This window comes from Azospirillum sp. B21, assembly GCF_008364825.1.
Taxonomy (GTDB): domain Bacteria; phylum Pseudomonadota; class Alphaproteobacteria; order Azospirillales; family Azospirillaceae; genus Azospirillum.
In genome coordinates, this window is record NZ_VTTO01000008.1 from 47,806 (window position 1) to 67,716 (window position 19,911).

Below are 19,911 nucleotides of genomic sequence, written 5' to 3' on the forward strand. Positions count from 1 at the left end.
CGGACCGATGGACTCGGGGGCCGGCCGGCTCTTTCGTGAGTGTGGCGTCTTGAAACGGGAGCCGTTGCGGCGGACACCGCCCGGCAAGGCTCCGATAAGCGGGGCCGGCCCCGGAACGGGCATGCCCCCAAAAGGCCGGCGTTCCCCAGGAAAGCTCCCCCTCGATGAACCGGAGGGGGCAGGGAAGCGCACCGCGAATGCGGTGTCGGCCATGTTCCGAGATGGGGGTGGGGAGAGGTTTTTTCAAGTTGCTCCGCTCATCTCCTCCTTCTGGCTAAGGGGTCTCCAGGGAACGCGCGAGCGGCCCCATGGTTTCGTCTCCACCGGTCCACCACGAAGGATGGCCGGAAGGAGGGCGGCGATGCGGTGGCAGGGCGGACGGGAAAGCGAGAATGTCGAGGACCGGCGCGGCCAGGGAGGCTTCGGAGGCGGAGGCCGGGGCGGCATCCGCATCGGCAAGGGCGGGCTGGGCATCGGCGGGGTCGTCGTGCTGCTGCTGGTGTCGGTGGTGCTGGGCGTCGACCCGATGGTCCTGCTGAACGGCGGCGACCCGGCGGATCAGAGCACGGCCGGGCGGACGCAGATCGGCGAGGCCGCCCCGCGCAGCCAGGCCGACGACGAGCTGAAGCGCTTCGTCTCCGTCGTGCTGGCCGACACCGAGGACACCTGGCGGGGCCTGTTCCAGCAGATGGGGCGCCAGTACCGGGACCCGACGCTGGTGCTGTTCACCGGCACGGTGTCGTCGGGCTGCGGCCGGGCCCAGGCGGCGATGGGGCCGTTCTACTGCCCGATGGACCAGAAGCTCTACATCGACCTCGGCTTCTACCGCGAGCTGCGCGACCGCTTCCAGGCGCCGGGCGACTTCGCCCAGGCCTATGTCATCGCCCATGAGGTCGGCCACCATGTGCAAAATCTGCTGGGCATCTCCGATCAGGTGCAGGCGGCCCAGCAGCGGGCGCGCAACCCGGCCGACGCCAACGCCCTGTCGGTGCGGCTGGAGCTGCAGGCCGACTGCTTCGCCGGACTCTGGGGCAACCACGCCAACCGCGACCGTAAGATGCTGGAACCCGGCGACGTCGAGGAGGCGCTGACCGCCGCCAGTGCCATCGGCGACGACCGCCTGCAGCGTCAGGCGAGCGGCACCGTCAGCCCCGACAGCTTCACCCATGGCAGCTCCGCCCAGCGCGTCCGCTGGTTCCGCACCGGCCTGGAAAGCGGCCGGATCGAGGCCTGCGACACCTTCGGCACGGACCGGCTGTGAGGGGGGCTGCACGCCGACAGGGAACTGATACGGCGGGCAAGATCCACACGGATGTCACGGATTTGAGCACGGATTTCACGGATATCCGAACCGGCACCGCGCCGGCTGTCCGGGAACAACAGCGAAGCGGAGAAACATTCGTGAAATCCGTGGCTAAATCCGTGACATCCGTGTCGATCTTGTTTTCCGATGCGCAACTGATTGGGGCTATGATCGACGCACCCCGGTGTTCTATCGCAGCCACCGAGATGTGAGTCATGAGCCATCCCGCCACCGACAATCTGCCACCCATCCATCCCGGCGAGTTCCTGCGCGACGAGCTGGAGGCGCTGGGCCTCAGCGCCCGGCGCTTTGCCGAGCATATCGGCGTGCCGCCCAACGCGGTGACCGAGATCATGAACGGCGAGCGCCGGATCACCGCCCCGATGGCGCTGAGACTGGGCAAGGCCTTCGGAACCGACGCCCGCTATTGGACCAACCTGCAGAGCATCTTCGAAACCAAGGTCGCGCGGGCGGAAATCGGCGACGCGCTGGACGCCATCAAGCCGCTGCCGCATCTGGGCAAGGCGGCTTAACCCCCCGCCCCGCGCATGAGCCGCAGATAGTCGAGCACGCGGGCGGTGCGCCAGTCGGGGTCGGCCCAGCAGGCGGCTTCGCGCGCGCGGCGGCAGGCCGCCACCGCTTCCAGCCGGGGTTGGCCGGTCAGCGGGCGCAGGTCGGCGGGGATGGCGGCGAGACAGGCGGCGGCGAGTTCCGCGGGCGGGGCGGGGGCGGTCTCCAGCCAGCGTTCGGCATCCCGGAAGCGGTCGCGGCACATCAGGGCGATCATGTAGTCGCAGGCCGATTGCAGGCCGGGAGCCAGCCGGCCGGGGCTGACCGACAGCATGGGCAGCAGGGGAGCCAGGGTCGGCGCCAGATGGTTGGCGTAGAGCGCCGCCCCCCAATAGCGCTCCGCCGTCTGCCGGAAATGGTCGAGGTCGCGCACCGGCACCAGGCCGGAGGACTCGATGGGCAGGATCTCCACCTTCGGCTTGGTCACCACCACCGTGTCGTTCGACACGTCGACATAGAGCGCGCCGATCTGCAGCGCGTTCTGGAAATACTGCTCGCGCAGGACCCCCCAGACGCTCTGCAGCACGCCGCCCTCCTCGACGAAGGTGCGTAGCGCGCGCTCCACCGGGCCGGCCGGCTGGGCCAGACGCTGGAAGAGGCGGGTGAAGAGGTCGCGGGTGATCTCCTCGCAGCGGCCATAGGGATAGGGCTTGCCGCCGGCCGGCGGCAGACCGGCGAGCGCCCGGTCGCTCTCCTCGCGGAGCGCCATGAAGTAGCCGTAGAGCACTGCCGGATCACCGCCCAGGTGGCGGGCGGTCAGCGCCGACTGGCGCTCGTCCACCGGGGCGATCTGCTGGGGCAGGAGGGGCAGGGAGTGCTGCATCATGGCGGGCGGGATCCGTCGTTTCCCGGCAAATTGGCACCCTTCGCCCTCCCGGTGCCAGAGTTTCCGATCCCCGCACCCCATACGGAACGGAGGGTTGCGCAAAGCCGTGCCGGCCGTCACACATTCGACTGCCGCAGGCGGGATGCCCGTCCGGGCGGCCCAGTCCTTTCGAACGGAACGGCATGATGAGCACAGCGGCCCCGCAGCCCGATCTCCAGGCGCCCGATCTCCAGGCACCCGACATCCAGTCTCTGGAAAGCGCCTATCGCGGCCGCAGCGCGCGGGTGGCGGTTATCGGGCTCGGCTATGTCGGGCTGCCGCTGGCCCTGGCGCTGACCGGGGCCGGCTTCGCGGTCACCGGCTTCGACATCGACCCGGCCAAGGCGGCGGCGCTGAACGGCGGGCGCTCCTACATCCGGCAGATCGCCGACGCGCGCGTCGCGGAAGCGGTGGCGACCGGGCGGTTCCGGGCGACGACCGACGCGGATGAGTTCGCCGCCTGCGACGCCGTGATCGTCTGCGTCCCCACCCCGCTGTCGCCGCAGCGCGAACCCGATCTGAGCTTCGTCGAGGCCTCCACCCGCCTGATCCGCGACCGGCTGCGGCCGGGCCAACTGGTGGTGCTGGAATCGACAACCTGGCCCGGCACCACCGACGAGGTGATGCGGCCGATCCTGGAGGAGACCGGGCTGGTCAGCGGGCGGAACTTCTTCCTGGCCTATTCGCCCGAACGCGAGGACCCCGGCAACATCACCTTCACCACCAGCACCATCCCCAAGGTGGTCGGCGGCGACGACGAGGGCGCGCGCCGGCTGGCGGTGGCGCTCTACGAGCAGGTGGTGCCGCAGGTGGTGCCGGTGTCCGGCACGCGGGCGGCGGAGGCGACCAAGCTGACCGAGAACATCTTCCGCTCCGTCAACATCGCCCTGGTGAACGAGCTGAAGATCGTCTTCGAGCCGATGGGCATCGACATCTGGGAGGTGATCGAGGCGGCCAAGACCAAGCCCTTCGGCTTCATGCCCTTCTATCCCGGCCCCGGGCTGGGCGGCCACTGCATCCCGATCGACCCCTTCTACCTGACCTGGAAGGCGCGCGAGTACCAGATCTCCACCCGCTTCATCGAACTGGCGGGCGAGGTCAACACGATGATGCCGCGCCATGTGGTGGACCGCTTGGCCGTGGCGCTCGACCGCCGCGCCGGCATCGGGCTCAGCCGGTCGCGCATCCTGCTGGTCGGCATGGCCTACAAGAAGAACGTCGACGACAGCCGTGAGTCGCCCGGCCTGCGGCTGATGGAAATGCTGCTGGAGCGCGGGGCGGCGGTCGACTACCACGACCCCTTCATCCCCGTGCTGCCGGTTACCCGCGAGCATGCGGCGCTTGCAGGCCGCCGCTCGGTCGACTGGACGGCGGAGACGCTGGCGGGGTTCGACGCGGCGGTGATCGTCACCGACCATGACGGCATCGACTATCGGAGTTTGGCCGCCCATTGCCCGCTGGTGGTCGATACCCGCAACGCCATGCGCACCGTGGAGGGCATCGAGGGCTTCGCCGACCGCATCGTGAAGGCCTGAAGATACCCGGTTCGCGGGAGGAGGGACGCCCCCTCCCGCGGACCGGTGCGGGGCTCAGAGTTCCTCTTCGCCGCCGAAATCGCCCCAGCCGCTGTCCTCGACCGTCTGTTCGACATGGTCGGTGGCGGCGGTGGCCGCGTCGGTGGCGGCGGTCGCGGCCTCAGCCGCCACCGCCTCGCCGCCCGAGAACATGCTGGACAGCGCGCTGCCGATCAGCATGCCGCCGGCGACGCCGGCCGCCGTCTGCATGGCGCCGGCCATGAAACCGCCGCCGGCGCGCGGCTGCTGGGCATAGCCGGCGACGCGCGGGTCGCCGTAGGCGGGAGTGCCGGGAGCAGCAGGCGGACGGCCCCATGGCGAACCGGCCGGCGAACCGGCCGGCGTGGCGGCAGCGGCCGGGGCCGCCGGATATGACGGCTGCGGAGCAGGGCGGCTGGTACCGCCGAACAGGCTGCCGAACAGACCGCCACCGCCGGACTGGGCCGGGGCGGCTGCAGGGGCGGGACGCTCGCGCAGCTGGCGCTCCAGCTCCTCGTTGCGGCCCTGGGAGGCGGCGAGCGCCTGTTCCATCATCACGATGGCCTGCGCCATCAGGTAGGGGGCGGCCGGCTGGCGGGCGATCCGTTCGCGGATCAGCACCTCGGCCTCGGGATCGCGCGGGCCGGATTGCGCCTCGGCCTGATGCAGCTTGGCGAACAAGTCGTCGATGATCTGGCGTTCGGTCTGGTCCATGGCGATGCTCGTCTTCATGAAGAGGTTGAAAGAAAGGTTCCGCGACCGGCGCCGACTGCCCGAAGCAACGCCAGGCGTGGGCGGCGCGCCGAAGGGGCGGCGCGCGTCGGGGAAGCGGCGGGGGCGGGAAGGGGCGGAAGCCGGGGGCGGCATCTCAGGGATGGTCCAAGGGGTGAGGACATCAGTCCCTCCAAGTGCGGTCACGCCCGTCGGCGCAAAAGCAGGTGAAGAGATCCGACATCGCGACCACGTCTAAGTCGCCAGAGGGGCCCGGATCCAGGTGTTGAGCACGTGGCCCCGTCCCGCTTTCCTGTCAAGACGGCACCCGCACAATTTGCGCCCCAAGGGGGCCGGGCCTGGACGGGGCCTGGACCGGCGATTTTCCCCATCCTATAAGAGGCCATGGCAACATTGCAGGAAGCGCTGATCGCAGCGCTGGATCATCAGGAGGCCGGGCGCTTCGGCGAAGCCGACATCCTGTATCGCCGCATCCTCGATGCCGCCCCCGGCCATCCCCATGCGCTTCACCTGTGGGGCATCCTGGCAGCGCTGACCGGCCGGCCGGAGGAAGCCGCAGGCCGGATCGCGCAGGCCATCGCCGTCACTCCCGACGTCGCCGATTTCCATGTCAACTTGGCGCGGGTCCAGGCCGCGCTGAACCGGCCCGACCGGGCCGCCCGGCATTACGCCCATGCCGTCACCCTGCGGCCGGACGAGGCGGGGACACGCTTCCAACTGGCGGGGTTGCTCCAGGATCTGGGACGGCTGGCCGAGGCCGAGGAGCAGTATGGGGTACTGCTGACGGCGGCGCCGCTCCATGCCGACCTCCACCTGAACCGTGCGCTGCTGTGCGAGGCGCAGGGGCAGGCTTCGAGGGCGCGGGACGGCTTCCGCACGGTGCTGATGCTGGAGCCGGCGTCCCCCAAGGCGCTGCTGCGGCTTGCCGCCATGGAGCAGGGGGCGGGGCGGAATGGTGCCGCCCTGGCCATCCACCGTCGCGGCATGATCGCCCTGGGAAACCTGTCGGATGCCTGGCCGTTCACCACCCTGGCCACGCTGCTGGCGGGGGAGGGGCTGCCGGAGCGGGCGGCGGAGGCCGCACGCATCGCCGTGACGCTCGCGCCCGACGACCCCGTCCTGTGGAACGAGCTTGCCAACCGACTGAAGGGCCTGGGGCGGCAGGGGGACTCCCTTGCGGAGTCGGTGGCCGGCTATGGCCGTGGGCTGGTCCTGCTGCCGGGGAATCCCGTGCTGCTGAACAACCGCGCCGACGGCTGGCTGAAGCTGGGAAGGCTGGAGCGGGCGGAGCGGGACGCGCGGGCCGCGGTCGCGGCGGACGCCGGATTCGCCATGGGCTGGAACACGCTGGGCTCCGCCTTGATGGCGCGGGGAGATGCCGGGAACGCGCTGGACGCCTATGACCGGGCGATGCAGGCCGACCCGGCCAACCACGCTCAGGCCCGCTTCAACCGCTCCATCGCCCTGCTGACGCTCGGCCGGCTGGCAGAGGGGTGGGACGAGTATGAACAGGGTTGGGCCGTGGCCTCCGGCCGCTTCCCGCGGGTCGGATTTCCCCAGCCGCTTTGGGACGGGCAGCCCCTGGCCGACGGCGGGCGAGGCGGCGGCGGGCGGGGCGACGGCAGCCTGCTGGTGTGGGGCGAACAGGGGCTGGGCGACGAGGTGATGTTCGCCAGCCTGATCCCACAGCTGGCCGGGGAAGGCGTGCGGGTGGTGCTGGACTGCGACGCGCGGCTGGCCCCGCTGTTCGCCCGCGGCCTGCCCAACACCCAGCCGGGTGTCACCGTGGTTGCGCGCAGCGAACCGTTGAGCCGACGGCTGACCGCGCCGGACGTGGCCGCACAAATCCCGGCCGGCAGCCTGCCGCGCCTGATGCGCCGGCGGATGGAGGATTTCGCCGGCCGCCAGCCTCCCTTCCTGAAGGCCGATCCCGAGCGGGTGGCGGAGCTGCGGCAGCGGATCGGGGACGGCCATGGACATGGATATCGGCTGGTCGGGGTTTCCTGGAGCAGCAAGAACGCCTCGGTCGGGCATCTGCGCTCTATCCCGCTCGACCGGCTGGTTGGGGCACTGGACGGGACGGATGTCAAGCTGGTCAGCCTGCAATATGGCGACGTCGCCGCGGAGGTTGCCGCCGCCGGCATCGCCGATCCGGGGCTGGATGCCTGGGCCGACATCGACGGGCTGGCGGCGCTGATCGCCGCCATGGATCTGGTGGTATCGGTGGACAACTCGACCGTCCATCTCGCCGGCGGGTTGGGGCACCCGACCTGGGCGCTGCTTCCCCATGCCGCCGACTGGCGCTGGATGCAGGGGCGCCACGATACGGTCTGGTATCCGTCGGTCCGGCTGTTCCGGCAGACGGCGCCGGGCGACTGGGACGGGGTGCTGCGGGAACTGGGCGAGGCGATGCGGCAGGGCTGAAGGGACGGGCCGGAGGCGCGATTTTGCCCCCGCCATTCGGCTTGCCTTTTGCTTTCAAAAGAACATATTGCGAACATCTTCAAGGGAGAGGGAAGCCTCCACGGTGGACGACGCGCTGCTCGACAAGCTCGGGATTCTGGCCGACGCGGCGAAATACGACGCCTCCTGCGCGTCCTCGGGCGCCAAGCGGCGGACGGGCGGGCCGGACGGCATCGGCTCGACCACCGGGGCCGGCATCTGCCACGCCTATACGCCGGACGGGCGCTGCGTCTCGCTGCTCAAGATCCTGCTGACCAACTACTGCCTGTTCGACTGCGCCTACTGCATCAACCGCCGCTCCTCCAACGTGCGGCGGGCGCGGTTCAGCGTCGATGAGGTGGTCCAGCTGACGCTGGGCTTCTACAAGCGCAACTGCATCGAGGGGCTGTTTCTGTCCTCCGGCATCATCCGCTCGCCCGACTACACCATGGAGCAGCTGATGCTGGTGGCGCGCACGCTGCGGCGCGACCATGGCTTCGCCGGCTACATCCACCTGAAGACGATCCCGGAGGCCAGCCCCTGGCTGATCGAGCAGGCCGGGCTATGGGCCGACCGGCTGTCGATCAACCTGGAACTGGCCTCCGACCGCAGCCTGAAGGAGTTCGCGCCGGAGAAGGACGGCGGCGCGATCAAGGCGGTGATGGGGCAGGTCGGCGAGCGCATCCTGGAGGCCAAGGAGGAGAAGCGCCGCTTTTCCCCCGCCGGGCAGAGCACCCAGATGATCGTCGGCGCCGACGCCTCCACCGACCTGTCGGTGCTGGAGACCAGCGACACGCTCTATCGCCGCTATGGGCTGCGCCGGGTCTATTATTCGGCCTTCAGCCCGATCCCGGAGGCGAGTTCCGCCCTGCCGGCCAAGCCGCCGCCGCTGCAGCGCGAGAACCGGCTGTACCAGGCCGACTGGCTGCTGCGCTATTACGGCTTCACGGTGGAGGAGATCGCCGCCGGGGGCGAGGGCGGGATGCTGGATCTGGGCATCGACCCCAAGCTGGCCTGGGCCCTGAAGAACCGCGAGCGCTTCCCCGTCGACGTCAACAGCGCCGACCGCGAGATGCTGCTGCGCGTGCCGGGGCTGGGGGCGCGGGCGGTCGACAAGATCGTCGAGGCGCGGCGCCACACCACCTTGCGGCTGGAGGATGTGGCGCGGCTGTCGTCGGGGCTGAAGCGGGCGCGCGCCTTCCTGATCGCCGCCGACCACCATCCGGGCGGGCTGACCGACCGCGCCGACCTGCGGCAGCGTCTGGTGGCGCCGCCCAAGCAGCTCAGCCTGTTCTGAGGTTCTGAGCCATGTATCGCGTGGACCTGAAGGATGGCGCCGATCTGGCCGGCTTCCGCCGCGCGCTGCGCGGGCTGGTCGCGCTCGACGTCGAACCGGACGAGGTGAATTGGAGCGGCGGGAACGCGCCGTCGCTGTTCGGGGATGCTGCCCTCTTGCCGGTGGATGCGCCGCCGGTTCCGCTGCCCCGGCCGGTGGGGGCGCTGATCGAAAGCGTCGTCTGCCATCGCGATCCGGAGCGCTACGCCCTGCTGCACCGGCTGGTCCGGCGGGTGGTGCGGGGGGAACGCGGCATCCTCGACCACCATGCCGACCCTCTGGTCCACCGGCTGGCGCTGCTGGACAAGGCGGTGCGGCGCGACCTGCACAAGATGCACGCCTTCCTGCGCTTCCATGAGGTGCGCGATCCGGCCAGTTCCGAAGGTCCGGGAGCCGAGCGTTACGTCGCGTGGTTCGAGCCCGACCATTTCATCGTCGAGGCCACCGCCCCCTTCTTCGTCGAGCGGTTCGAAAGTCTGGTCTGGTCGATCCTGACGCCGGTGGGATCGCTCCACTGGGACCGGCGGTCGCTGACCGTCGGGCCGGCGGCTTTGAGGCCGGAGGGGCTCGACCGCGACGACCGCTTCGCCGAAGGCTGGCAGCGCTATTACGAGAGCACCTTCAACCCGGCGCGGGTCAACCCCACCGCGATGCGGGCGGAGATGCCGCGGAAATACTGGGCCAACCTGCCGGAAGCCGCCGCCATCCCGGCGATGATCCGCTCCGCCCCCGCCCGCGTGCAGGCGATGATCGAGGCGGAGGCCGCGGCCCCCCGCCGCCGCAACCCCGACAAGGCCGTCGCCGCCATGGCCCGGCAGGAACCGGCGACGCTGGCCGAACTGAACCGCATCATCCGGGGCGCGGACCCATTGGTGCCGGGGGCGACGCAGGCGGTGTTGGGCGAGGGGCCGGAGGGGGCCGCCATCGCCATCGTCGGCGAGCAGCCCGGCGACCAGGAGGATGTGGAGGGACGCCCCTTCGTCGGTCCCGCCGGGCAACTGCTGAGCCGCGCGCTGGAGGAGGCCGGGATCGAGCGGAGCGCCGCCTACCTGACCAACGCGGTGAAGCATTTCAAGTTCGTCGCCCGCGGCAAGCGCCGCCTGCACCAGTCGCCCACCGCCGGCGAGGTGAAGCATTACCGCTGGTGGCTGATGAAGGAGCTGTCCTTCGTCCGCCCGCGGCTGGTGGTGACGCTGGGTGCCACCGCGGCCCTCGCGCTGACCGGGCGCAGCGTCTCGGTCCTGCGGGAGCGCGGGCCGATGGGGTTCGGCCAAACGGGATTGGGGGATTGGGACGGCTTCGTCACCGTCCACCCGTCCTACCTGCTGCGCCTGCCGGCCGGGGAAGCGGCGGAGCAGGCCTATCGCGACTTCGTCGCCGACCTGCGGCGGGCGCGGGAGATGGTGGAGGGGGCGGGTTGACGGCTGTCATGGGTATGATCAAGTATGATCAAATACTCCATGGAGACTCGTCGTGGCAGAGATCGAGCGTCTGACCATCACCTTGCCGGCCGCCATGGCCGCTGCCGTGAAAGGCGCCGTCGCCGGCGGCGATTATGCGTCGAGCAGTGAGGTCATCCGCGAGGCTCTGCGCGACTGGGCCGTGAAGCGTGCCCTGCAGCGCCAGGAGTTCGCGTCGCTGAAGGTGGACATCGACCGGGGCATGGCCGATCTGGCCGAAGGACGCCTCACCGACTTCGATGCCGACAGGATCGCCGAACGGGGGAAAGCATTATCCACCCGCTCCCGCTCCGTCTGACCGAGGCGGCGGAAGCCGACCTTGCGGAACTCTGGACCCATGTGGCGGCGGAGTCCTCCGAAACGGTGGCGACCGGCTTCATCCGGGCCATCGAAGCCACGCTTCAGCCCTTGCGCCGCTTCCCTTTATCGGGGGCCGCCCGCGACGAGCTGGCTGCAGGCCTGCGGGTGGCCTTCCACCGTGCCTACGCGATCTACTATCGGCCGCTGCCGGATGCGGTGGCGATCGTCCGCGTCCTTCACGGCGCGCGGGACGCCACAGCACTCGCCACCCGTGGCAAGTTCGAGGAATAGGGCGCGGGAGATGGTGGAGGGGACGGGGGAATGTTCCCGCCCCGGTATCGCCGCAGGTCAGGCGGCGCGGATGCCGCTCAGGAAGGTTTCCACCTCCTGCCGCAGCAGTTCCGACTGGCGCGCCAGTTCGCCCGAGGCGCCCAGCACCTGGCTGGCGGCGGCGCCGGTCTGGGCCGCCGCCTCGCTGACGCCGCCAATGTTGGCGCTGACCGACGCGGTCCCGCTGGAAGCCTCCTGAACGTTGCGGGCGATCTCGGCCGTCGCCGCCCCCTGCTCCTCGATGGCGGAGGCGATGGAGGTGGCGACCTCGCTGATCGTCGCGATGGTCCGGCTGATGCCGCCGATCGCCTGGGCCGCGCCGTTGGTGGCGCCCTGCATCGAGGCGATCTGTGTGCCGATGTCCTCCGTCGCCTTGGCCGTCTGGTTGGCGAGGCTCTTCACCTCCGACGCCACGACGGCGAAGCCCTTGCCGGCCTCCCCGGCACGCGCCGCCTCGATGGTGGCGTTCAGCGCCAGCAGGTTGGTCTGGGTGGCGATGTTGTTGATCATCTGCACGATCTCGCCGATGCGCTGCGCCTGCTCGACCAGCCCCTGGACCTGGGCGTTGGTCTGCTGCGCCTCGCCCACCGCCTGGTCGGCGATGGCGGTGGAGCGCGACACCTGTCCGCTGATCTCGGTGATGGAGGCGGTCAGCTCCTCCGTCGCAACGGCGACGGCCTGGACGTTGGACGAGGCCTCGACCGCCGTTCCGGCCGCGGCCGACGCGCGGGCATTGGTCTGTTCGGCGATGCCCGACATGCTGTGCGCCGTCTGGCTCAGTTCGGTGGCGGCGGAGGACAGGGTGCGCAGGATGCCACCCACCGTCGCTTCGAAATGGCGGACCAGCCGCTCGACCTCCGCGGTGCGGCGCTCCTTGGCGGCGCGGTCGGCCGCCTGCTCCGCCTCCAGCCGGTCGGCGGTGTGCAGCGCGTCGCGGAAGGTGACGACCGCGGTGGCCATGGCGCCGACCTCGTCGCTGCGCGCCGCGTCGGACAGGTCGACACCATAGTCCTTGCGGGCAAGACGTCCCATGCTCACCGTCAGGCGGGCAAGCGGCTCCACGACGCTGCGGCGGGCGATCACCAGGGACAGCAAAGCGCCGGCGAGAATGCCGATCAGCCCGACCGCCGCGACGGCGGTCTTCACGAAGCTCTCGGTTGCCTCCACCTCGTCGGTGAGTTGGGCGATCCGCTCCGTTCCCGTTTCGATGATGGGGTCGGTCAGGGCGGAGGCCGCACGCTCGCTGCTGCGCACCTCGCTGCGGAACAGGGCGGCGGCGGCATCGTCCTGCCCCGCCAAGGTGAGGTCGCGCGTCTTTGTCAGCGCATCCATGACCTTGACCTGCAGCGGCCCGACCCGGCCGGCGGCCGGATTGCCCGACGCGGCGAGAAGCTGCTCGAGGCGGCGGTTCTTTTCCGCCATTTCGGCGATACGCGCGCCGAACCGCTCGCCGGTGGCCGCCTGCGCCGCAGCGTCCTCGGAAATGAGGTTCAGGGCGTCGCGCTGCAGGGCGCGGCTGATCGACCGCAACTCCGACGCGGTCAGAACCATCCGGTCCATCTGGATCAGGGCCTGATTGGCGGAGGCGATGCGGTTCAGCCCCCACACGGATGTGCCGCCGATGGCCGCGGAGACGGTGGACAGGACCAGGACCGGCAGCAGGATCTTGCTGGAAAGTTTCATCGCACTCTCGTGGGGGCGGAACGAGCGGCCGGAAGGTCACTCCGCCGGCACAAAAGGAATGAATTGCCACGGTCACGTTAACAAAATGTAATACGGGGATATGCAATATATAGGGGAAATCACTGATTGTCCGACAAATCACAATCCTCGACTGGTAATTGAAATTTTCCTCCCTGCCGTTCGCTTCCCGGATTTCCTCCGATCCTGATCCTGTGCGGCTCGGCGAAGTGCCGGGGCCTGGAAAAGAAAAAGGGCGGCCTGAAGCCGCCCTTGGCGATCGCCATGCAGGAAAAGAAAGAAAAAAGGATCAGATCACCCCGCGCCCCCGCAGCTCCCCGATCACCTGGGCGACCATCTCGTCGGCGCTGTGTTCCGCGCCCTTCAGGGTGATCTCCGGGGCTTCCGGCGGCTCGTAGGCACTGTCGATGCCGGTGAAGTGGGGGAGCTGGCCGGATCGTGCCTTCCTGTACAGCCCCTTGGGGTCGCGGGCCTCACAGACCTCCAGCGGCGTGTCCATGAAGATCTCCAGGAACTCGCCGTCCTCCACCAGGGAGCGCGCCATGCGGCGCTCCTCGCGGAAGGGGGAGATGAAGCTGACCAGCACGATCAGCCCGGCCTCCACCATCAGCTTCGACACCTCGGCGACGCGGCGGATGTTCTCCACCCGGTCCTCGTCGGTGAAGCCCAGATCCTTGTTCAGGCCGTGGCGGACATTGTCGCCGTCCAGGATCATGGTGCGGCGGCCGAGACGGTGCAGCTCCTGCTCCAGCCGGTCGGCGACGCTGGACTTGCCGGAGCCGGACAGGCCGGTGAACCACAGCACGCAGGGCTTCTGCAGGCCGCCGGCCCGCGCCGCCTTGTCCACCTTCGAGGCGTGGCGGTGGATGTTGGAGGCCCGGCGCAGGGGGAAGCGGATCATGCCGCAGCCGGCGGTGGCGTTGGTCAGCCGGTCGATCAGGATGAAGCTGCCGGTCTCGCGGCTGTCGGCATAGGCGTCGAACGGAATCGGCCGGTCGAGCGCCAGATTGCAGAATCCGACGTCGTTCAGGTCCAGATGCTTGGCGGCGGCATGCTCCTGGGTGTTGACGTTGATGGTGTGCTTCAGCTCCGTCACCTGGGCGCCGACCGTCGCCGTGCCGGCCCGCAGCAGATAGGAGCGGCCGGGCAGCAGCGGCTGCTCGTCCATCCACACCACATGGGCGGCGAACTGGTCGGCCACCTCCGGCCGGCCGGCGGCGGCGACGATCATGTCGCCGCGGCTGGCGTCGACCTCGTCGGCCAGCACCAGGGTGACCGCCTGTCCGGGCAGCGCCGTCTCCAGATCGCCGTCCATGGTGACAAGGCGCGCCACCCGGCTGGTTCGCCCGCCGGGCAGGATGGCGACGTCGTCGCCGACGCGCACCGCGCCGCCGACCACCGTGCCGCTGAAGCCGCGGAAGTCCTGGTTCGGCCGGTTCACCCACTGCACCGCCATGCGGAAGGATCCCAGCTTCTCCTCCGCCGCGGCGTCCACGCTCTCCAGATGGCCGAGCAGGGTGGGGCCGCCGTACCAGCCCATGGCGTCCGACGGCCTGGTGACGTTGTCGCCGGTCAGTGCGGAGACCGGGATGCAGGTGACGTCGGTGATGCCGATGCGCTGGGCGAAGACGCGGTAGTCGGCGGCGATCCGCTCGAAGGTCTCGCGGTCCCAGCCGACGGCGTCCATCTTGTTGACCGCCAGCACGACATGGCGCACGCCCAGCAGCGAGACGATGGTGCTGTGGCGCCGGGTCTGGGTCAGCACGCCCTTGCGCGCGTCGACCAGCAGGACCGCGGCGTCGGCGGTGGAGGCGCCGGTGACCATGTTGCGGGTGTACTGCTCGTGGCCCGGCGTGTCGGCGACAATGAACTTGCGGCGGTCGGTGGTGAAGAAGCGGTAGGCGACGTCGATGGTGATGCCCTGCTCGCGCTCCGCCGCCAGCCCGTCGACCAGCAGCGCGAGGTCGAGCTGGCCGGCGCCGGTGGTGCCGAAGCGGCCCGAATCCGCCTCCAGGCTGGCCAGCTGGTCCTCGAAGAGGCATTTGCAGTCGTAGAGCAGCCGGCCGATCAGCGTCGACTTGCCGTCGTCCACCGACCCGCAGGTGATGAAGCGCAGCAGGTCCTTGCCGTTCTGGCGGGCCAGATACTCCTGCACCTCGTTGGCTGCATCCAGGGGGGCGGCATCCATGGGAGCGGTGCCGGCGGGAGCGGTGGCGGGATCGAGGTCCTTCAGCATCAGAAGTAGCCTTCCTGCTTCTTCGCCTCCATGGAGGCGGCGGCGTCCTGGTCGATCACGCGGCCCTGCCGTTCCGAACTGGTGGACAGCAGCATCTCGCGGATGATCTCGGGCAGGGTGGCGGCGGTGCTGCGCACGGCCCCGGTCAGCGGATAGCAGCCGAGCGTGCGGAAGCGCACCCAGGCCATCTCCGGCACCTCGCCGGGCCTCAGCGGCATGCGGTCGTCATCGACCATGATCAGCGTGCCGTCGCGCTCCACCACCGGGCGGGGCTTGGCGAAATAGAGCGGCACCACCGGGATGGCCTCCTGGTGGATGTATTGCCAGATGTCCAGTTCGGTCCAGTTCGACAGCGGGAAGACGCGGATGCTCTCGCCCTTGTGGATGCGCCCGTTGTAGAGGCTCCACAGCTCAGGCCGCTGGTTCTTCGGCTCCCAGCGGTGGGAGGCGGTGCGGAAGGAGAAGATGCGCTCCTTGGCGCGGCTCTTCTCCTCGTCGCGGCGCGCCCCGCCGAAGGCGGCGTCGAAGCCGTGGGCGTCGAGCGCCTGTTTCAGCCCTTGCGTCTTCATCACGTCGGTGTGGACGGCCGAGCCGTGGGTGAAGGGGCCGATGCCCTGGCGCACGCCGTCCCGGTTGATGTGGACCATCAGGTCGATGCCCAATTCCCGCGCCGTGCGGTCGCGGAATTCGATCATCTCCCGGAACTTCCAGGTCGTGTCGACATGCAGGAGCGGGAAGGGCGGCTTCGACGGATAAAAGGCCTTCATCGCCAGATGCAGCAGCACCGAGCTGTCCTTGCCCACCGAATAGAGCATGACCGGCTTGTGGAACTGGGCCGCCACCTCGCGCATGATGTGGATGCTCTCCGCCTCCAGCCTTTGCAGGTGGGTGAGGCGTGCGGGCGTGGTCAGGATCTCGGGCAAGCCATTTCCGGGATCGGTGGCGGGACCGGGCTCGGGAAGCTCCCTCGCCGCGGGGCGGGTGTCGAGCAGCGGATCAAGAAGCATAGCCGGCCTTCTTCTGCATGTCTCCGGCCACGGCATCGAACACCGTCCGACGCTTGCGTGACCACTCGATCGGGCGCTTCGACGGATCGAAGCCCTTGGGTTTCTCAACGGGCGTCCAGCTGACCTCGCCATTGCTGCGCGAGGCGCGGGACGACCCCAGGATGGGCAGGTCGCCGATCCGCTCGAACGGATAGCGCCCCTCCTCCAATTCCAAGAAGCGCATAAGGTCGCGGACCGTGCCGTCGGGGGCGGCAACCGCATCCTCGAAGCGGACCAGCCGGCAGGCATCGGCGCTCATGCGGCTCTGCGCCTCCAGCGCCGCCTCGGTGCCGAAGCTCCATTCGCGGCAGACGTCGGCAAAGGTCCGGCCCAGGAAGCGCAGCGGCCAGGTGTCGATGGTGGACTGCACGGCGCGCTTGCCGTCGCGCAGCACGATCAGGCAGCGCTCCGCCGGGAACAGGTAGGGGAAATACCGCATCATCCGGGTGTGGGGCGACTTGATCACCACCGTCTTGTCGGCTGGAAACTCGGCTTCGATGCGGCGCAGGAAGCCGCTCACCATATAGCAGAAAGTCTCCAGGTCGCGGAACGATTCCCGGTTGCGCTGGTAGAGACGCAGGAAGCGCCCCTCATAGGCGCGCGCGTCCTCCACCGTGTTCAGGAAGGGCAGTTCCCGGATGCCGAAGGGGTTGACCACCACGTCGGGGTGCAACTCCAGCAGGCTCTGGAGATAGTTGGTGCCGCTGCGCGGCATCACCCCCTGCAGGAAGACGATCCGCGGCGCGCGGCGCGGGCCGGCGCTGCCGGTGACGTCGCCGGCAGTGGCCGTGGCGGCGTCCTGCGGGAGCCCGCGGACCGACTGCGCCACCGCCCTCAGATGACGGGCATTCTCTTCCCCGAACCAGGGATCGAAGAAACTCGACCGTTCCGTGCTGGGGAGTCGAAGAAGCCGTTTTCCGACAAAGCCGATCTCCTTTTGAAGTCGATGAACCGCTCCATCTCCGAAATGATTTCGAAAAGACGCGGCATAATGATCGGCTGTCAGGGTCTTCGCATTCCGAAACACAACGGCCTCCTTTTGCGTCACCTCTGCGCTGGGCATCTCGAATTTTCCTGTTTTTTGACGGTCGATGCGTCTCTTCTGCAAATTCGGCAATCGCCGTCTCCCACAGCTTGTTATGGTCCTATCGGTTTGGCTTTTTTAGTTCTAATCCGGATCTAACCCCATGGTCTTACAAGTATGCGGGTGCGATCTCCAATGGTGGGAGGCGCATGACACAGACTCGCCATTGAATTCGATGTCTCTATCTTGCAAGTAGAGAAGACGCGTTTGATCGTCACTTGGTTTTTATTGATACGTATGCGGGATGAGCTCCCTGCGTATTCTGTGGAATTAGCCCATGGAGTTCAAAATTCCTAACTTATTTATTTTAATGTTTCCCCTCTGGATAACAGACCCTCCTGAGTGGAATCGCCGGCACTCCGATCTTTCGGGTAAACGGGTGGGACCGAAGGTTTGTGCCACCGCCCGTTCTTTTTTCCGGGAGGATGGCAGGACGGGTACCCTGCCGCTTCACCGGGATGCTTTCGCTTGAACGCTGCCGGAGCGGGGGTTATGGTCGGCCCGCCGCAGACGGGGAATACTCTAAATTGTTTAACTCTCAGTCGGGAAACCCCAAGGTGGCGGGTTTCGGCGCCGGTCCCTTTGCCCTTTTCCAGACCGCCTGGCACCACAGGTCGCTGATCCTGCGGCTGGCCCGGCGCGAGATCGACGCCCGCTACCGCGGGTCGATGCTGGGCATCGTCTGGGCGGTGCTGAACCCGATCCTGATGCTGGCGGTCTACACCTTCGTCTTCTCGGTGGTGTTCCAGGCGCGCTGGGGGACGACAGGCGAGAGCAACACCGAATTCGCCCTGCTGCTGTTCTCCGGCCTGATCCTGTTCAACGTGCTGGGCGAATGCCTGAACCGGGCGCCCGGCCTGCTGCTGGAGAATGTCAGCTACATCAAGAAGGTGGTCTTCCCGCTGGAGATCCTGCCGCTGGTGTCGCTGGCGGTAGCATTGTTCAACGCCGGCATCGGCTTCGTCATCCTGGTCGTCTTCCATCTGGCAGTCGCCGGGCTGCCGCCCTTGACGGCGCTGCTGATGCCGCTGGTGCTGGTGCCCTTGTGCCTGACCACGCTGGGGCTGAGCTGGTTCTTCGCCGCGGCCGGCGTGTTCCTGCGCGACATCCGGCAGGTGGTGGGGGTGGGCGTCACCGTGCTGATGTTCCTCAGCCCGATCTTCTATCCGATGACCGCGATCCCCGAGCGCTTCCGCGCCATCCTGCACCTCAACCCGATGACCGCGATCCTGGAGCAGTCGAAGGACCTGCTGTTCTGGGGCCGCATCCCGTCGCCGGTGGACTGGGGTCTGGCGACGCTGGGCGCCTGGGTGGTGGCGTGGCTCGGCTATCTCTGGTTCATGAAGACCCGCCGGGGGTTCGCCGATGTCGTCTGAGACCGATACCCCTGTCGTGATCCGCGCCGAAGGGCTGGGCAAGGCCTACGCCATCTTCAAGCGCCCGCAGGACCGGCTGAAGCAGATGCTGGTGCGCGGCCGGCGCAAATATTACGACGAGTATTGGGCTCTGCGCGGCGTCGACCTGGAGGTCCGCCGCGGCGAGACGGTCGGGCTGATCGGCCGCAACGGCTCGGGCAAGTCGACCTTCCTGCAGCTGCTCTGCGGCACATTGACGCCGACCTCCGGCCGCATCGCGGTGGATGGCCGCATCGCGGCGCTGCTGGAGTTGGGCGCCGGCTTCAACCCGGAATTCACCGGGCGCGAGAACGTCTATCTCGCCGCCTCGGTTCTGGGCCTGTCGAACGCGCAGATCGCCGAGCGCTACCAGTCCATCGCCGAGTTCGCGGGCATCGGCGATTTCATCGAACAGCCGGTGAAGCTCTATTCCAGCGGCATGTACGCCCGCCTCGCCTTCGCGGTGGCGGCGCATGTCGATGCCGACATCATGATCGTCGACGAGATCCTGGCGGTCGGCGACGCCTCCTTCACCCAGAAATGCATGCGCTTCATCCACCGCTTCAAGGAGCGCGGCACCCTGTTCTTCGTGTCGCACGACACCGGACAGGTGGTGAACCTGTGCGACCGGGTGGTGTGGCTGGACAACGGGTCGGTGCGGGCGATCGGTCCGGCACGGGAAGTCTGCCACGACTATCTGGCGGCGCTCTACAGCGACCAGGACACCTCGCGCGGCTTCCGCATCGGCGGGGCGCGGCAGGCGCTGCCCCAGGCCAAGCGCGAGGAGCCGGTGGAGGACGCCCGCGCCGAGCTGCTGAAGGCCTCGCAGCACCGCAACGCCATCGAGCTGTTCGACTTCAACGACAGCGGCCCCTGGTTCGGCAACCGCGGCGCCACCATCACCAACGTCTCGATCCTGGATGCCGAGGAGCAGCCGCTGAGCGTGCTGGAGGGCGGCGAGGTCATCGTGCTGAAGGTGGATTGCCGGGCCGAACAGCAGGTGTACCGCCCCATCGTCGGCTTCTACGTGAAGGACAAGCTGGGCCAGAACCTGTTCGGCGACAACACCTTCCTGAGCTACCAGCTGGATCCCGTGACGATTCCGGCCGGGCAGGACTTCGCCGCCCGCTTCCGCTTCCAGATGCCCTATCTGCCCAGCGGCGACTTCTCCATCACCGTGGCGCTCGCCGAGGGCACGCAGGAGGACCACGTCCAGCACCATTGGGTCGAGGACGCGCTGTTCTTCAAGGTCCACGCCAGCCACGTCGTGCGCGGGCTGGTCGGCATGCCGATGCTGGCGATCACGCTGGAGGCGGAGGGGGCGTCGGCGCCTCGGGCGGCACCCCAGCCTGCCCCCGCGACAAAATAGCGACAGGCGGCAGATCAGCCCGGAGTGAGGCAGGAAAACCGCAGTTCAGGGCATTGTTGGGCACCGCAAAGCGGGTTCCGGTCAGCGGCTTGCATTCCGGCGGGGTGTCAGCGTATGTGTGTCGGCGGCTGTGACGGGGCCGTCCGACGGGCCTGGAAAATGGTGCCCGATGGGCCGCACCCCGCCGCGG

General features: G+C 68.7%; 16 protein-coding genes. 10 read left to right on the top strand and 6 right to left on the bottom strand.

Annotation, left to right across the window (positions count from 1 at the left end):
- Positions 1-361 precede the first annotated feature (361 nt).
- Both FZ983_RS19560 and FZ983_RS19565 read left to right on the top strand, forming a co-directional pair.
- Complete coding sequence (locus FZ983_RS19560; protein WP_149225199.1) at positions 362-1,261, top strand: neutral zinc metallopeptidase; 900 nt, start codon at positions 362-364, stop codon at positions 1,259-1,261.
- A gap of 257 nt (positions 1,262-1,518) precedes the next feature.
- Positions 1,519-1,836, top strand: a complete 318-nt coding sequence (locus FZ983_RS19565; protein WP_149225200.1) for a HigA family addiction module antitoxin — start codon at positions 1,519-1,521, stop codon at positions 1,834-1,836.
- Here the strand turns inward: FZ983_RS19565 and FZ983_RS19570 are convergent.
- Positions 1,833-2,699 carry a hypothetical protein gene (locus FZ983_RS19570; protein WP_149225201.1) on the bottom strand — a complete coding sequence of 289 codons (867 nt, stop codon included), beginning with the start codon at positions 2,697-2,699 and terminating at the stop codon, positions 1,833-1,835. The two genes, FZ983_RS19565 and FZ983_RS19570, sit on opposite strands and share 4 nt — an antisense overlap.
- A gap of 185 nt (positions 2,700-2,884) precedes the next feature.
- Between FZ983_RS19570 and FZ983_RS19575 the strand changes: the two genes are divergently transcribed.
- Entirely contained in the window at positions 2,885-4,273 is a 1,389-nt protein-coding gene (locus FZ983_RS19575; protein WP_149225202.1) for a nucleotide sugar dehydrogenase, read from the top strand.
- A gap of 54 nt (positions 4,274-4,327) precedes the next feature.
- Here FZ983_RS19575 and FZ983_RS19580 read toward each other — a convergent pair whose 3' ends face one another.
- The gene (locus FZ983_RS19580) at positions 4,328-5,005 is read right to left on the bottom strand and encodes a DUF2076 domain-containing protein (protein ID WP_149225372.1); all 678 of its coding nucleotides are present in this window, start codon (positions 5,003-5,005) and stop codon (positions 4,328-4,330) included.
- 402 nt (positions 5,006-5,407) lie between these two features.
- Between FZ983_RS19580 and FZ983_RS19585 the strand changes: the two genes are divergently transcribed.
- The 5 genes from FZ983_RS19585 to FZ983_RS19605 all read left to right on the top strand — a co-directional run bounded on the left by FZ983_RS19585 (position 5,408) and on the right by FZ983_RS19605 (position 10,852).
- Complete coding sequence (locus FZ983_RS19585; protein ID WP_247883847.1) at positions 5,408-7,447, top strand: tetratricopeptide repeat protein; 2,040 nt, start codon at positions 5,408-5,410, stop codon at positions 7,445-7,447.
- Between the two features lie 103 nt (positions 7,448-7,550).
- On the top strand, positions 7,551-8,762 hold the full coding sequence (locus FZ983_RS19590) for a putative DNA modification/repair radical SAM protein (RefSeq protein ID WP_149225203.1): 1,212 nt from the start codon (positions 7,551-7,553) through the stop codon (positions 8,760-8,762).
- Between the two features lie 11 nt (positions 8,763-8,773).
- On the top strand, positions 8,774-10,222 hold the full coding sequence (locus FZ983_RS19595; protein ID WP_149225204.1) for a UdgX family uracil-DNA binding protein: 1,449 nt from the start codon (positions 8,774-8,776) through the stop codon (positions 10,220-10,222).
- 52 nt (positions 10,223-10,274) lie between these two features.
- Entirely contained in the window at positions 10,275-10,559 is a 285-nt protein-coding gene (locus FZ983_RS19600) for a ribbon-helix-helix protein, CopG family (RefSeq protein ID WP_149225205.1), read from the top strand.
- 41 nt (positions 10,560-10,600) lie between these two features.
- Entirely contained in the window at positions 10,601-10,852 is a 252-nt protein-coding gene (locus FZ983_RS19605; protein ID WP_247883848.1) for a type II toxin-antitoxin system RelE/ParE family toxin, read from the top strand.
- 57 nt (positions 10,853-10,909) lie between these two features.
- Here FZ983_RS19605 and FZ983_RS19610 read toward each other — a convergent pair whose 3' ends face one another.
- The 4 genes from FZ983_RS19610 to FZ983_RS19625 form a co-directional block, all read right to left on the bottom strand.
- Complete coding sequence (locus FZ983_RS19610) at positions 10,910-12,574, bottom strand: methyl-accepting chemotaxis protein (RefSeq protein WP_149225207.1); 1,665 nt, start codon at positions 12,572-12,574, stop codon at positions 10,910-10,912.
- Positions 12,575-12,881: 307 nt separating this feature from the next.
- The gene (cysN, locus tag FZ983_RS19615; RefSeq protein WP_282187009.1) at positions 12,882-14,828 is read right to left on the bottom strand and encodes a sulfate adenylyltransferase subunit CysN; all 1,947 of its coding nucleotides are present in this window, start codon (positions 14,826-14,828) and stop codon (positions 12,882-12,884) included.
- Positions 14,828-15,835: a sulfate adenylyltransferase subunit CysD gene (cysD, locus tag FZ983_RS19620; RefSeq protein WP_282187010.1), complete on the bottom strand. Its 1,008-nt coding sequence runs from the start codon at positions 15,833-15,835 to the stop codon at positions 14,828-14,830. Before cysD ends, cysN begins: the two co-directional genes overlap by 1 nt.
- Positions 15,825-16,703 carry a sulfotransferase gene (locus FZ983_RS19625; RefSeq protein ID WP_149225208.1) on the bottom strand — a complete coding sequence of 293 codons (879 nt, stop codon included), beginning with the start codon at positions 16,701-16,703 and terminating at the stop codon, positions 15,825-15,827. The genes cysD and FZ983_RS19625 overlap by 11 nt, the downstream gene beginning before the upstream one ends.
- An 812-nt stretch (positions 16,704-17,515) precedes the next feature.
- Here FZ983_RS19625 and FZ983_RS19630 point away from each other — a divergent pair.
- Together FZ983_RS19630 and FZ983_RS19635 are read left to right on the top strand one after the other, a co-directional pair.
- Positions 17,516-18,334 (top strand): ABC transporter permease, encoded by an 819-nt coding sequence (locus tag FZ983_RS19630; protein ID WP_149225209.1) that lies wholly within the window; start codon positions 17,516-17,518, stop codon positions 18,332-18,334.
- Positions 18,324-19,721, top strand: a complete 1,398-nt coding sequence (locus FZ983_RS19635; RefSeq protein WP_149225210.1) for an ABC transporter ATP-binding protein — start codon at positions 18,324-18,326, stop codon at positions 19,719-19,721. The genes FZ983_RS19630 and FZ983_RS19635 overlap by 11 nt, the downstream gene beginning before the upstream one ends.
- Positions 19,722-19,911: the final 190 nt, after the last annotated feature.

Excerpts from the sequence above, each read along its gene's own strand:
- FZ983_RS19560 (WP_149225199.1), top strand. The coding sequence starts at position 362 with ATGCGGTGGCAGGGCGGACGGGAAAGCGAGAATGTCGAGGACCGGCGC.
- FZ983_RS19565 (WP_149225200.1), top strand. The coding sequence starts at position 1,519 with ATGAGCCATCCCGCCACCGACAATCTGCCACCCATCCATCCCGGCGAG.
- FZ983_RS19570 (WP_149225201.1), bottom strand. The coding sequence starts at position 2,699 with ATGATGCAGCACTCCCTGCCCCTCCTGCCCCAGCAGATCGCCCCGGTG.
- FZ983_RS19575 (WP_149225202.1), top strand. The coding sequence starts at position 2,885 with ATGAGCACAGCGGCCCCGCAGCCCGATCTCCAGGCGCCCGATCTCCAG.
- FZ983_RS19580 (WP_149225372.1), bottom strand. The coding sequence starts at position 5,005 with ATGGACCAGACCGAACGCCAGATCATCGACGACTTGTTCGCCAAGCTG.
- FZ983_RS19585 (WP_247883847.1), top strand. The coding sequence starts at position 5,408 with ATGGCAACATTGCAGGAAGCGCTGATCGCAGCGCTGGATCATCAGGAG.
- FZ983_RS19595 (WP_149225204.1), top strand. The coding sequence starts at position 8,774 with ATGTATCGCGTGGACCTGAAGGATGGCGCCGATCTGGCCGGCTTCCGC.
- FZ983_RS19610 (WP_149225207.1), bottom strand. The coding sequence starts at position 12,574 with ATGAAACTTTCCAGCAAGATCCTGCTGCCGGTCCTGGTCCTGTCCACC.
- cysN (WP_282187009.1), bottom strand. The coding sequence starts at position 14,828 with ATGCTGAAGGACCTCGATCCCGCCACCGCTCCCGCCGGCACCGCTCCC.
- cysD (WP_282187010.1), bottom strand. The coding sequence starts at position 15,835 with ATGCTTCTTGATCCGCTGCTCGACACCCGCCCCGCGGCGAGGGAGCTT.
- FZ983_RS19635 (WP_149225210.1), top strand. The coding sequence starts at position 18,324 with ATGTCGTCTGAGACCGATACCCCTGTCGTGATCCGCGCCGAAGGGCTG.